10 protein-coding genes are annotated in these 13,381 nt (G+C 62.1%); 5 read left to right on the top strand and 5 right to left on the bottom strand.

All coding sequences use genetic code 11. From position 1 onward, the window contains the following. Positions 1-936, top strand: a 936-nt coding sequence (istA, locus tag HMPREF1316_RS02685; protein WP_021725375.1) for an IS21 family transposase, incomplete at its 5' end; no start/stop codon positions are given. Here the strand turns inward: istA and istB (HMPREF1316_RS02680) are convergent. The 5 genes from istB (HMPREF1316_RS02680) to HMPREF1316_RS02660 form a co-directional block, all read right to left on the bottom strand. Beyond that, positions 889-1,665 (bottom strand): IS21-like element helper ATPase IstB, encoded by a 777-nt coding sequence (gene istB / locus HMPREF1316_RS02680; RefSeq protein WP_021725376.1) that lies wholly within the window; start codon positions 1,663-1,665, stop codon positions 889-891. The two genes, istA and istB (HMPREF1316_RS02680), sit on opposite strands and share 48 nt — an antisense overlap. After that, complete coding sequence (locus HMPREF1316_RS02675; RefSeq protein WP_021725371.1) at positions 1,658-2,881, bottom strand: Mu transposase domain-containing protein; 1,224 nt, start codon at positions 2,879-2,881, stop codon at positions 1,658-1,660. The genes istB (HMPREF1316_RS02680) and HMPREF1316_RS02675 overlap by 8 nt, the downstream gene beginning before the upstream one ends. Positions 2,882-3,042: 161 nt before the next feature. Continuing rightward, on the bottom strand, positions 3,043-3,495 hold the full coding sequence (locus tag HMPREF1316_RS02670; RefSeq protein ID WP_051332893.1) for an IS256 family transposase: 453 nt from the start codon (positions 3,493-3,495) through the stop codon (positions 3,043-3,045). Positions 3,496-3,869: 374 nt separating this feature from the next. Then, positions 3,870-8,264 carry an NACHT domain-containing protein gene (locus HMPREF1316_RS02665; protein ID WP_021725373.1) on the bottom strand — a complete coding sequence of 1,465 codons (4,395 nt, stop codon included), beginning with the start codon at positions 8,262-8,264 and terminating at the stop codon, positions 3,870-3,872. A 20-nt stretch (positions 8,265-8,284) separates the two neighbouring features. Further along, the gene (locus HMPREF1316_RS02660) at positions 8,285-10,135 is read right to left on the bottom strand and encodes a DUF262 domain-containing protein (RefSeq protein ID WP_021725380.1); all 1,851 of its coding nucleotides are present in this window, start codon (positions 10,133-10,135) and stop codon (positions 8,285-8,287) included. A 148-nt stretch (positions 10,136-10,283) separates the two neighbouring features. Between HMPREF1316_RS02660 and HMPREF1316_RS02655 the strand changes: the two genes are divergently transcribed. The 4 genes from HMPREF1316_RS02655 (at position 10,284) to istB (HMPREF1316_RS02645) (ending at position 13,368) form a co-directional block, all read left to right on the top strand. After that, positions 10,284-10,739, top strand: coding sequence for an IS110 family transposase (locus HMPREF1316_RS02655; protein ID WP_021725372.1), 456 nt, complete (start codon positions 10,284-10,286; stop codon positions 10,737-10,739). A gap of 456 nt (positions 10,740-11,195) precedes the next feature. After that, positions 11,196-11,720, top strand: coding sequence for a hypothetical protein (locus HMPREF1316_RS14605; protein ID WP_021725378.1), 525 nt, complete (start codon positions 11,196-11,198; stop codon positions 11,718-11,720). Further along, positions 11,681-12,184, top strand: coding sequence for a hypothetical protein (locus HMPREF1316_RS14600; RefSeq protein WP_021725374.1), 504 nt, complete (start codon positions 11,681-11,683; stop codon positions 12,182-12,184). Before HMPREF1316_RS14605 ends, HMPREF1316_RS14600 begins: the two co-directional genes overlap by 40 nt. After that, positions 12,184-13,368: an IS21-like element helper ATPase IstB gene (gene istB, locus HMPREF1316_RS02645; RefSeq protein WP_021725379.1), complete on the top strand. Its 1,185-nt coding sequence runs from the start codon at positions 12,184-12,186 to the stop codon at positions 13,366-13,368. The genes HMPREF1316_RS14600 and istB (HMPREF1316_RS02645) overlap by 1 nt, the downstream gene beginning before the upstream one ends. Positions 13,369-13,381: the final 13 nt, after the last annotated feature.

The following is a 13,381-nucleotide window of genomic DNA, read 5'->3' as shown; positions in this document are numbered from 1 at the left end:
GAGGATATACGCAGGAGGAGGAGCCGTGGCGAGTCAGTCGCGAGCATCTCGAGGAACACCGGGGTGTCCGAGCCCACGGTGAGGAAGTACCTGAGGATGGAGGACCTCTCCCCCTCGCGCCCGGGGAGGCGTGCCGCGGAGAGCGAGCTGCTGGAGCCCTACGAGGCGACGATCGACGCCTGGCTTCTCGACGACTGCCGCAACTGGAGGAAGCAGCGGCACACGGCCACCCGAGTCTTCGTCCGCCTGCGCGACGAGGAGGGCTACGGCGGGAGCTACTCCACCGTGCAGCGCTATGTGAAGCGCCGGCGCGAGGAGATGGCGGAGGAGAGGGACGCCAGGGACGCGCAGGGATACCTGCAGCTCAGCTGGCTTCCTGGCGAGTGCCAGGTCGACTTCGGGGAGGCGGACTTCCGGGTGAGGGGCGTCGTGACGAGGGGGAGGTACCTCACGGTCAGCTTCCCGCACCCCGACGTCGGGCCCGCCCAGGTGTTCTGGGGCGAGACGTCGGAGTGCGTGTGCCAGGGCCTCAGGAACGTCTTCGAGTTCGTGGGCGGCGTGCCCGCGCGGGCCGTCTTCGACAACGCCACCGAGGTCGGGCGGAGGGTGTGCGGGGAGGTAAGGCTGAGCGAGATGTTCAGGAGGTTCTTCGCCCACTACTGCCTCGACCACGCCTCCGCCAACCCCTACTCGGGCAACGAGAAGGGCAACGTCGAGGCGAAGGTGGGCTACCACCGCAGGAACCTGTTCGTGCCGGTGCCGCAGATGCACGACGCGGAGGCGTTTGTTAATGTCAATGCATTTTCCACCAGTCACACCAAAACAATTTCACCAGGTACGCCACCATGGCTGCGCCAGACGCGCCACCGCGTCCTGCCCGATTTCGGACTACCCCTCCCTTCTCTTCTCTGCGGACAGGTCCTTGAGCCTATATGACCTGCCCGTGATCCTGATCATGTGGCAGTGGTGGCAGGGCCTGTCGGCGATGGCGCTCGCGGCGACCTCGTCGCCGAACACCCCCGCCCAGCCGCCGATCCCGACGTTGGTCGTGGCGACGGCGGGGCGCTGCTCGTAGCGGGTGCTCACGAGCTGGAACAGCAGGTCGGCGCCGCCCTCGTCTATGCCCAGGTACCCCAGCTCGTCGATGATCAGCAGCTCGGGGTGCGCGTAGTACCTGAGGCGCTTCCTCGGTATGCCCCGGGACCGGGCGTCCTTCGGGTCGTCCACCAGCCTGGCGCAGTCGGCGAGGCGCACCTCCCGGCCAGCCCCGGCCGCCTCCACGCCGATCGCGATCGCCAGATGGGTCTTCCCCACGCCGGGGCTCCCGACCAGCAGCACGTTCTCCGCCCGCTCCACGAGCCGCAGGCACGCCAGCTCCTCGACCTTGGCCCTGGGGACGCTCGGCCGGGACGCCCAGCCGGAGTCGGCGAGAGTCCTCGCGTGGGGGAAGCCCGACGGGCACATGCGCTGCCGTGTCATCCGCGCCTCGCGGGCCCCCGCCTCGGTCCGCGTCATCTGCGCGAGGGCCCCGACGAAGTCCACGCTGCCCTCCGATACCATCCGCACGTATTCCGGCAGCCCCGACGCCATCTCGTGCAGGCGCAGCGTGGCCAGGTTGCCCTGGGCCCGCGGGTACGGGCTCGCCTCGCCGATCGCGTCACTCATGGCCGCCTCCCATCTGGTCGAGCAGCTCCAGGTTCTCCCTGGCCGCCTGGCGTATGTTGGCGTCGGCGAACCGGGCCTTGCCCGCTATGGCCTGCGCGTAGTGCTCCTCGGCATAATTTATCCTGCCGGTGCCCCGCGAGGCGTCGTGGGCCGCGACGAGCTCCCCGGCGGCGGTGACGCGTATCTGCCCGCCCGGCATGGTCGCCGCCGTCACCTTCTTCCCGATGCACGAGCGGGGCACCGACCACTGCCTGCCCGCCGCCCTCACGAGCATCGTGGGCGGCACCTCCTGCACGCTCACCTCGCCGACCATCTCCTCGAGCAGGCGCATGTTGCCGATCGGCCGCAGGCGCTCCTTCTCCCGCACGGACGGCGCCACGGGCGGTAGCCCCGTGGCCTCGCACGCCTCCTGGTTCGACCTCGCCTCTATCCGGGCGATCGCGGCGAGCAGGCCCTCCAGGCCCTCGAAGTCGCGGTCATAGGCCCGCAGCCTGCCCATGAAGCGGTTGGCGCTCTCGTCCTTGCCTTTGGTCTGGGGGGACCCCGGCCTGCAGAGCTGGAGCTCGAATCCCGCCTCCCTGGCGAAGCGCCAGGCCCGCTCGGAGCGCACGCGCCTGCCGCCGGAGAACGTCACCAGGGCCGACATGTTGTCGGCGGCCGCCTCCTCGGGCACGCCCCCGTAGAACTTGAAGGTGCCGAGCAGGCAGCCCAGCAGGACGTCCTCGGTCCGCGTCGGCGCGTAGGCGAGCTTGTGCAGGCGCGAGAAGCCCAGCGTCGCGGAGAAGGCGTCGGACTCGAAGACCTCCCCGCTGGCGTCGGTCATGGTCAGGTCCTCCTTCCAGTCGAACTGCATCTGGCGTCCGGGCGGGGTCTCGAACCTGGGGTGGGGCCCCGTCCCGCAGGCTCCGGAGAAGGCGATGCCGCGGCGCCTGCAGTACTGGGTGAAGGCGCCGTATTTGGGTAGGCTGAGGTCGGGACGCCTGTCGAGCAGGTACTCGTACACCGCCCCCTTCGTGATGCCCGGCATGGTCGACTTCTCCTCGATGACCTTCTTGACCTGGTCGAAGGCGCTTGGCTTGCTGCGCCTCAGGTCCTCGACGTCCTTGTCCTCCCTCCAGTACCTGGCAACGGTGTGCCTGCCCGTGCCGTATCTCCTCTCGACCTCGCCGGAGTTCGGCTTGGTGCCGGCCTGCCTGTACATGCTCAGCTCCCCCATGATGTTCCTCCCCGATCGCCTCTCCCTCCCGTCGATGCGTGCGACGGAGGGGAGCGTATTACAGTGGCGCAGCTGGACAAAACACGGTGGCATGGGTGGCCGATTCGTGATGGCGCGGACGGCTTCCCATTGTGGTCTGGCCGGACAAAACTATTGTGGCGTTAACACTCGTCCACGTCGGCGTCCAGGCTCCTCGCGATCGAGCCCGCCTGGTCCTTGGAGAGCCTCGCCACGCCAAGCCGCTCGGTGACCCGCTGCACCTTGCGCGTGCTCGTGCCCGTGGCGCACGTCTCGGCCACGGCTGCCACGAGGGCGCGGTCGACCCTCTGGTAGCGCTCGATCACGTCGTCCGGGAAGAAGCTGCCGCTCCCGGGCTTGGGGACCCTGAGCGCGGGCGTGCCGACGCAGGTCGCGAGCCGCCTTTCCCTGTAGCCGTTCCTGCTGTTCGCGCCGCCTGCGCACACCTCGTCGGCCTCGGTGCTCATGATCTCGTTGGCGATGGACTCGGCGAGCTGGCGCACCAGCTCCTGCATGTTGATCGAGCCGTCCTGGAACCTGGGTAGCGGCCCCGGTGCCACCTGCGCCGCGATCGGCGTCTCCGGTAGTCTCTGCATTGCGGTCGTCGTCCCTTCCTCGAACCCGTTACTTCGCAATCTCGGATTCTAGGACGGCGGCCGTTTTCTCACGTCGACTTGCTACTTGCGCTTACACCAACTTTCCCGACACGATCGGCAATCTGCCTCTCGTAGTCGAGGGCACCGCCGATGGTCACTTCCTGCTGGCCCTGCCGCTGCGCCTCCTGCTGCCCCTAGCCCTGCTGCTGCGGCGTCTCCTGCGCACCCTGCGCGGCTTCCTGACCGCCATTGGTCTCACCGTCCATGCTTGCCTGCCTTTCGTTAACTGGGGCAGCCAACATGAAGGCAGCCCACCAGCCTGCGATGAGGTTAGTGGGCTGTCACAAGTTCAGAGCAATACTGTTGTCGCGGCTCTATTCAATCGCTTCTTCATGCTCATCAGCATGAGTAGAGTATTTGTCTAGCAACTCCTTGAGAAACTCAGTGGGTTCATACGTGTGCTCTGGCACGGGGTGCTCATCTGACATGCGGCATGAGCGATAGTTCCCATCTCCATCAATCCAGATAAGCCAGGACAGTTCGCATCGCGCTTCGGTCTCCGAGAGTCGTTCATCGGCGAGTTTGTTGCTATCTCTCTGGAGAGTTGCATACCAAACAGGGTGCAGGTTTCGGGCGCGCAGGCCATCGAAGAGTAGGCTCTTGTTAGCGAGCAATGCCTGATATTGCTTCCTATACGGCTCGCCATAGTCCACGTCCTCGAAGATGACCGCACCATCTGAATTGAAGTAGCGCAACCCGTCAGTGTGCTTCACGCCACACAAGTCCATTGCGAGTCTCGAGGGAAAGCGGTACCAGTAGTCCCCAATGTCAGTCAGACTTTCAACCCCTCTTCCCGAGAGCGGAGAGGCCGAGACATGGACATCGGCAATCTTGTCACGTCCGCCTTCCTCGTCGTACTCATTGATCCAAGGTGCTGACATGTATTCGACTGGCGAAATATAGGTGGCCCTCACGTTAATGCTAGTGGCAAACGTAGAGGCGTGGTCGTAACCATCTATTGCCACCGTCCCGTCCTCTTGAAGTTTTGCTAGTTCAGTGGAGTCCATGGCCCCGCAATATGCCCAGCAACAGGCCTGTTTTCCGCATATACTCCAGTCACTAGCGTACAGGGCAATAGGTATCGCGATGTCTTCGATTGAGGTGCTGATGTTAGGTTCACTGTCCAAGAGGGAAATGGGAGCATCTACGTCCCCAGAGCCAATCCAATCGTTTAGCTCTTGCTCAGTGCAAATCGATTCACCGTCATCACATGAAAATGCGGTAGGGAAGGACGGCACGATGTCCTCTCTCTCGGTGGTAAGACGGTTTACAGTTGCCTCGAACAGTGGACTCTGGTAGCTCAGCAAGCTGCTGTAGTCAGATGCGATCTCGCAGGAATCTTGGACAATGCCATTTCGACATGTACTTTCGAATACGGGCACTCTGTCGGCCATGAAGCCGCATATCTCGTTCCTTGCGCACCAAACGTACTTTTCTGCGACGGTCATCACAGTGCTCTGTGAGCCATGATCGGCATTGCCAAAAGAACCCGATATCTTGCGGTCGATACCGCCAAGGCGGTATCCATTTTTGCTCATCGGGCCAACGAAAATATCTGGTTCGTAACCGTGATCAATGAGGTATTGGTAAGCTGCGGCAATTGCCCAGCTCTCAAAGGTCGGTGTCTCGATGCCTGTTTTCGCTGCGGATCGCTCTAGGAGGCGCCGCACATCTTCCGTATTCCGGTCACCCTTTGTGTGATAATGCGGGATGCCAAACGCCGTCTCCAGTTTGTCGACGAGCACGTAGCGGGCAAGGTCGTAATGAATGGTCTCAAATCCCCCCATCCTGTCTGCTTTTGCGGCAGCCGCATAGATGGGAAGCGCGCCCGCTTCGGTATCAATGCCGTATGGGGGTCGGCAAACTTCTGCAGTGCTCGAGTCTATGACACCGTCGGCGCGACACTTCTCTATGATCATCCTTCCATAGTGCCGTATGGCCGCGTCTCTGTTGCCCGGCTTGTCGGGAGAGCTGAAAACAGAGTCGATAGCGATTCTTGCAAGGCGTCTCTTGATTTCCCTATCGACGTTTCCTTGACACGCAACCTCCGCGGCGATGGCGAACAGGTTCTCGCGAATCTGCGGATCGTTGCAGTCGATGAAGTGGCTGAAGAGCTCGGAGAACTCGCTAGGATTACGCATCGCCCAACGGACGAGTTCATTTCTGCAGTGGCGTCGTCTAAGGTTGCTGACCGTTGCTAGACACCAAGTTAATAGCAGCGGCATTTGGTTCCAAGCGTCACCATCGTGCAAACAGGGCATATGCTTTACGGCATCACGCTCAAAATACATGGACAGGCGGCAGTCGTCGTACATCTTTCTTGGTATTGACCAAACCTTGTCACGCTCGACAGGAGTCTGGAATGCCCTCATGTACTCATCTAGGAGAGTTGGCCCAAGTGGGTGGTTCCGTATGTTAGCAACCTGGACAACAATCCCGTTCACAATATCCGATAGCGATTCTCTGTCTGCCGCCATCTCATCAAGCGCCCACTGTCTGAACCTTCCGGCAGCACCCAATTCCACGTCTGCGAGTGCTGCGATGGTAAGTTGTCGTGCACCATCCATGCCAAGTGCGTTGATTAGGTCTTCGCTCTTAAGCGGCAAGACTCCACGCTTTTCGACTAGGAGAATCGCGTACATTCCTCTTGCGTCACGGTGATCCAAAAGGGTATTGGCAGCTACGTCGCCTCTCGTCTCCATGAGCACGACAGCCATAAAGTAATCCCACAGATGGCGCGATCCTGGCTGGTACATTACGACATCCGGGGAAACGCTTGTGGCCCCTGCCTTCCGAATGGCGATGAGAATCCCGTATCCTTCTAGGAAATCAATCATGTCACCAACGTGCTCACACTGGATACCTGCGCTCTCAATTACGCTGCCAATAGCCGCACAGTCTTTTGGGTTGGCATCTATTAAGAGCGCTTTCACAAGCGCAATAAGCGTGGATCTGACCGGCGTCTGATGCATCGTCGGCGTTTTGCCTACACGATCAGCGTATTCGTCCTCGAGCCTGTCGACTTCAGCGTTGACAAGGGCGGTGAGGCAGGTTGACACGTTCTTGTCGATCCGCCTTCTACTGTATGCAGTGCAGAACATGCGAAGTTCCATGGGTGTTCGAAACATCCACTTGTAGCGCGTGTCGCCGGCAAGGTCAATTGAGTAGTACTTGATGTAGCGATCGAACAGCTCATAAGCTGGCACATTGCCTTTAGCATCGATGTGATACGTACATTCCCATATGTCGTCGGTGCGCTTGCTCTCGATACCGTAGGGTCGCGACGAGTAGGCAAACCTTATCCTCGGATACTCGTCGGCGATGGCATCGCCCTGCCTGACTAAGGCGGTCCAGCGCGACGCCGGCTGCCGTTCGTCTAGCCCATCGACAAATACAGCAATCTTGGCTCGTACAGTGATGCCATCCTTGCGCATGTCGTGCACTGCGGCTGATGAGCTCAGTGCCTGCCACAGCTCGGCCTCATCCCAGTCAGAGAGACCGAGGGCATTGCTTATGATTTCCTTCCATCCGTCGTGTTCGTTGATTTCTGCAGCCCGAATGAAGATGGGCAGGTGCAGGTCATCTTCCAAGAATCCAGCTGCTTTACGAGCAAAGCCACAGGTCTTGCCGGTCCCCTGTTCGCCGACAACGAGGCAGTGCGGGTAGCTATACGCATCACGCATCTTCCCCCAGATTTCATACTCGCTCGGCAGCTCTCTGAATCTGTCTATCAACCTAATGAGCTCATTTACGTGCCCAACAAGCTTGTACTTCTCCTTCAAGCCCTGGACGTCGTCCTCGAATCGCTCAACTGCCCCATAGTCAACGTCAACGTTGTCGATTTCGACTAGCCCCTGCGGTTCTGCCATCAGCATGTGTCTCCATATGCTCAGCGAGTCGGCATACGCAGTGATGACATCACGGCACCTTGTTGCAGATTCTCTCAGCTCTTCAGTCAGTTCTTTTTCGATGCTTGCAAATGAGTTGGCTGCATATGCAAGATCGCGACATACATTGAGGCAGACGTCTATCTCTTTGACGAGGGCGGCTCTGCTCTCGATTGTGCCGAAGAAGCTGTCGAGAAAAACAGCCATGTCGCCACCATCTGCAATTTTGGGTACATAGCGGTCTTTTAAACTCTCTAGGGTGCGTTGAAGTGCGATGCGCACTCCTTCGGGATTGATTGCAGTTCTCTCGAACCAGAATCGCCAGCGCCCTTCATTTTCAGGTTGTTGCAAGAGAGCCCCGATGAAATGCTCATCCCATAAAACGAGTTCTAGACCCGGATAAGCCTGTGCCACCGACTCTTCGAACGATTTCCAGGTGTCTTCCTCGCCGAGGGAGACCCTCTTATTCTTGCTATTCCTGCACGAGGTTAGATTATGCGGTATGCAGACGATGTACTTCGTCATGTTTGGACGCAGTTCCATTGCCGTGTCAATCGAATTCCTGATTTGTTTGTACTGGGATGTCGTCATCGACTTTCTGAACCATTTCGCCTGAATGCCGACATATTCATTGTTGTTAGTATTGTTCCAGTACGCCTCGATGCCACCGTCCCCGCCATCACCACGTATATCACGATAAGTCCAGGTGTTATCGAAGTCCCTCGCGTGTGTGCCCCACGTCTCAAACAGTTGGCAGCACAACTCCTCGAAAGCCTCTTCGTCTCCAAGATCCTGGTTGTTGAACTTATCGAATATGCCCACTAATCGTCTCCTATGCCCAGCTAAAACTCAATGTCGTCGAACGTGAACGCCTGCAATGCGAGCTTCACAAGCTTCTCGGTCCTTGCCTCAATCTGCTCCTTCGTCCAGCAGTCCACACTCACCAGATCGTCGTTGAGGTTCAGCCCGTTGCGGTAGCCGACGTTCGCGCCGTTCGAGTCCTTGCGGTCGCGCTTCTCGATGAAAGGCATGTTGCTCAGCTTCGAGTTGTATCCGGTGATGGTCAGGTTGCCGAGGGTGTGGACATGCGTGGCCTGGATCTCCTGCGCTTTCGCCTTGTCGCCGTCGCCGATCATGTTCACCCAGCTAGCGGGTATGTTCTCACCCTGCGGGAACACGTGCTCGATGGTCCACACGTAGTTGCCCGATGGATAGCGCTCCCAGAGACCCTTCATCTCTTTAGTTACGCTGGGCTCTGCGAGCACGGTGAGGATGTAGCGTGTCATGTCCGGGTTCACATCGTAGATTGGCCCCTCGAGGCGCTCCTTGAAGGCCGCGTCGCTCGCCGAAACGTCGACAAGCTTCCGCTTGATGTAGCAGGCGACCCCCACGTCCTTCAGGCATTCGTCCTCTATGCCCTCGCAGATACTGATGAACAGGCGCTCCAAGTCGCGGGTGGGCGGCGTGTCGGTGACGTTGCGTCGTACGAAAAACCTGACGAGCAGCGCCACGATTCTGGCGATGAGATTATCATTCAGGCCAAGATCCAACTTCCGCTTCATGAGGTAGAGGAGCATCAGGTACGAGGGGACGCCCTGCGCACGGGCGATCTCCACGAGCTGGCGCTCGAGCTCGCCGTCCATCCCCTCGCGGTCCACGCCGATGATCTGCGAATAGATGGCTGAGTTGCCGATGAGCTCGTCGAGCACCCCGAGCGCGCCCTGCTCCTGGCCGATTCTTTTCTCGTAGATCTTGAGCAGGTTCGAGCGCGTGGCTACCGAGCCGAGCGGCAGCTGCGCGCCTCCCTCCTGCACGAACGGCCTGTTAACGTCGCGCCTGAATGCGTCGTAGTTCTGTCGGAAGAAGCGCTCCTGCGTGGCGTAATCGTCACCGAGGTTGCGAAGCACCTCCTGCCACTGCTCGAAGTAGTAGTCGAGCTCGTTCCCGTCTGCGTCTGCCACCTTGGCAAGCAAGGTGTTCTTGATCAGGTCGACGGCGGAGAGGGGCACGCCTCGGTTGTTCAGCGATGCGAACAGTGTATACGCGTCGGCATGGCTGTCAACGTTGATTTGAACGAGCACTGCGGAGCAAAGCAGCCTGCTCTTCTCAAGCAGGGTGCGCACGGCATTGTCGTTGCTCATATCGGCAATTTCTCCGCCGAGCCTGTCGTAGAAGTACTCGAAGGCCTTGGAGATCTTACGCACGCCGTGGTACTTCGGTCTCTGCATCACGACGGCGAGCCCAGCGTACTCCTTGAGTATCCAGCGGTAGTCGTCCTGGTTGTGGTTCTGCACCTGCGGCACGACGCGCGTCATTCCCTTGTTCGACTTGAGCACGAGCCTGTTTCGCAGTGGACGCACGTTGTCGAACCGCATGTCTTCGTCGATGGCATCGGGGTGCTCGTTGATTCGAGCATACAGCGCGGTAAGCAGCAGGCTGATGGTGGTTAGTCTCTGCTGGCCGTCGATGACCTCTAAGTCCACGATATTGTTCTTCGGGTCGATTTCGCCCTGGATGACGATGATTGAGCCGAGGAAGTAGCCGGGGTCGTTGTCGAAGAGGTCGTCGTAGAGGTTTGCCCAGTCACGCTGGCCCCATGTGTACTCGCGCTGGTAGCGCGGTATGTTGTAGACCTTCAGCACATCGGTGGAGAGTATGCTTGCGATAGAGGGGTCGCTAACGTTTTTAATCATTTCATCTCAATTCTCGCTAATTTCACTAGACGATATGCAGAGCGACTGGAACCTCACTCTGTGATGCAGGGCCCTCTTCCGGGCAACGTGGGTTAGGATTCGGTCTGCAAGGACTCGTCCACGCCACAATTCACAGGAGGTTCCAGCCATGAATCATCGTACCAGCATCGGATTGGACGTGCACGCCCGCAGCATCGCGGCCTGCGCATTCATCCCGGAAACCGGCGAGATCGTTCAGAGGGGCTTCGGATACGACGCGGGCGGCATCGCGGCGTGGATCGCCGACGAGGGCTTCCCCGAGCCGGTGAGATGCGTCTACGAGTCCGGTCCCACCGGCTTTGACCTGCAGCGCAAGATCGAATCGGCGGGAATCGAGTGCGTAGTCGGGGCGGTCTCGAAGATGATCAGGCCCTCCGGAGACCGCGTGAAGACGGACAGGCGCGACGCTTGCTTCCTCGCCCGCATACTCGCGGTCGGGAACATCGTCGAGGTCCATATCCCCGCGCCTGCCGAGGAGGCTGCGCGCGACCTGTCGCGGGCGAGGGAGGACTGTCGCGAGGACCTCATGAGGGCACGCCACCTCCAGATTTTGGCAGCTGAGTAGCTGACCGACAGAGATCTATTCGTGCGCTGACCTGCCCCGACGGGGCGTTTCGTTTGTCAAGCTTGAAGAATGTTTTTAGAGTGGCATTGCGTGGTATGTAATACAACATGTGGTAGCCGAGCAACGAGGGGGCCACGAGACGTTCCTCAAGTGGATCACGCAGAAGAACGGGCGCACCAAGCTGTGCGTCTACGAGAGCTACCGCGAGGGGCGCCGCACGCGCTAGCGGACGGTAAGGGCGCTCGGCTACGCGGACGAGCTCGCCGCCGAGCACGGCGACCCGCTGTTACCTGTAACTTAGAAATCACCAGATAGCACAACGTATCGCTCCGACCGCCACAACGCAGACGCGCCGGCGGGCACAGCGTGCTTTCACCATCCGGCACAACGGAGGCGACGTACGGGATACGCTCGACCTGACGGCCAGAGGCGACGGCCAGGAGGGGAGGGCGCGGGTTGGAGCGGAACATCATGGGGGAGCCGGGCATGTGCCGCCAGGCGGGCACCAAGCCCAACTTCGCGGCACTCGCCAGGAAGTACGGGATGGACAGGCACACCGTCGCGAAGTGCTGGAGAGGCGGTGGCCGGGTCGAGGACCACAGGAGCGACAGGCCGAGCGGGTTCGACCAGGTGAGGGAGGTGATCGAGGAGAAGGCCAAGCTGCCCGGGGTGACCAAGAAGGGCATACACGAGTACCTGCTCGACCGCCACGCGGACAAGGACCTGCCGGGACACGACGACCTCATCCACTACATGAACAGGAGGGGCATGGCCTGCGGCCTGCCCGACGAGGGGCCCGAGCCGCACCCGCGCCACGGGACGGCGCCGGGCGCGCCTGGCGCTTCGCCCGGGAGGCCGGCTTCGAGATACGGCTGTGCCGCCCCCGGTCGCCCGAGACCAAGGGCAAGGACGAGTCGGCCAACCGATTCCTCGCCAGGCTCATGGCCTACGAGGGCGACTTCGACGGCGAGGAGGACCTGATAGGCACCATCGACCGCATAGAGCGCCGCCGCGACGCCGAGCCCAACGGCACCACCGGGCTGCCGCCGATGGTGCTGCTCGTGCGCGACGAGAAGGAGGCGCTGCGCCCCGTCGGCAACCTCCGCCACCTGGAGGGGATGGTGGGCGACGTGAGCCACCGGACCGTGCCGGGCACGATGCTCGTGCGCGCCGCCGGCCGCGAGTGGTCGGTGCCGAGGCGCTGCATCGGCAGGCGCGCGAAGCTGCTGCTGATGCCGGGCGGCCAGCTCGTGGCCGGCGTGGCCGGCAGAGTGGTCGCCACGCACGACACCACCGTCGCCGACAGGCCCTCCAGCTACCAGGAGGGCCACTACGTCGAGGCGATCGCCGGCAAGGGGCGCTACGAGGACCAGGACATCGAGGAGGCCGCGCGTGCCAACCTGGCGCTGCTCGACCGCCTGGGCACGGTCGGGGGCGATCGCTGATGGTCGCGGCGGGGGAGGCCAGCCCCTACGAGAGGCCGGGGAGCAGCCTGGCGACGCCCGGGCTGGGCGAGATGTCGGCCATGCTGCCCACCTACATGGACGCGGTCGCTGACGGGAGCAGGGACTTCACCGGCGCGCTGCTCGAGATGACCGAGGCGGAGGTCGCGGCCGAGCGCCGCGACGACTTCGCGAGGCGCGTCAGGTCGGCGGGGTTCCCCTACGCGAGGGCGCTCGCGGACTTCGACTTCGGGTTCCAGCCGAGCGTGCCCAGGGCGAAGGTCGAGGAGCTGGCGACGCTGCGGTTCCCCGGGCGGGCGGGGAACGTGCTGCTCGTGGGCAGCCCGGGTGTCGGGAAGACCCACATAGCGGTGGCGCTCGGCGTGGAGGCCGTGCGCGCCCGCAAGGAGGTCCGCCTCGCCGGCTGCGCCGGGCCCATGGGCGACCTCGCCAGGGCCGACAGGCTCGGCACGCTCGCCAAGAGGACCAGGTGCTACGCCCACGCGTCGCTGCTCGTGATAGACGAGGTGGGCTACCTGGGCATAGACGCCTCGGGCGCCGAGCTGCTCCTCCAGCTGGTGTCGGCGCGCCACGGGCGGCGCTCGGCGATCCTCACCACCAACGTGGGGATCGCCGGCTGGGCGGACGTCTTCGGCGACCCGGTGAGGGCGTCGGCCATCGCCGACAGGCTCTGCCACCACTGCACGATGGCCAGGATAACCGGCAGGTCGTACCGCACGAGGGATCTGCCGGCCGATGGGCCGGGGAGGCCCGGCGGCAAGGAGGGCGACGATGGCCGCGGGCGGGCCGTCCGCGCTTCTGGGGCCAACGGACCCGAGGTCGGCGGTGGTGCTGGGGGCGACGCCGACCCCTGCGGGCACGACGGCACACGGCACGGCGCAGGGCGTCAGTCGCGGGCACGGGCCGGGGATCGAGCTCGAGCGGTGCGTGCTCGAGGCCGAGCCGGGCGGGGGGCGCCTCGTGCACGGGGGCGTCGCCGAGAGGACCATCGGGCCGGAGGGGCCCCACGAGCAGTCCTGCGGGTCCCGGGAGGGCGTCACGGAGGGGGGTGGGGCCTGACGGACGCGGTGAGGGCGCGCCAGGAATGGCGAGGGTGCGTTGTGACAGATGGTGCGGGTGCGTTGCGGCATCTGGTCGTGAAGATTGTATTGACTGGTGAAATCTAGATTGTTACTAACA

Origin of the sequence: Olsenella profusa F0195 (assembly GCF_000468755.1) — a bacterium.
GTDB lineage: Bacteria > Actinomycetota > Coriobacteriia > Coriobacteriales > Atopobiaceae > Olsenella_F > Olsenella_F profusa.
This window is presented reverse-complemented; position numbering and strand designations above follow the sequence as displayed.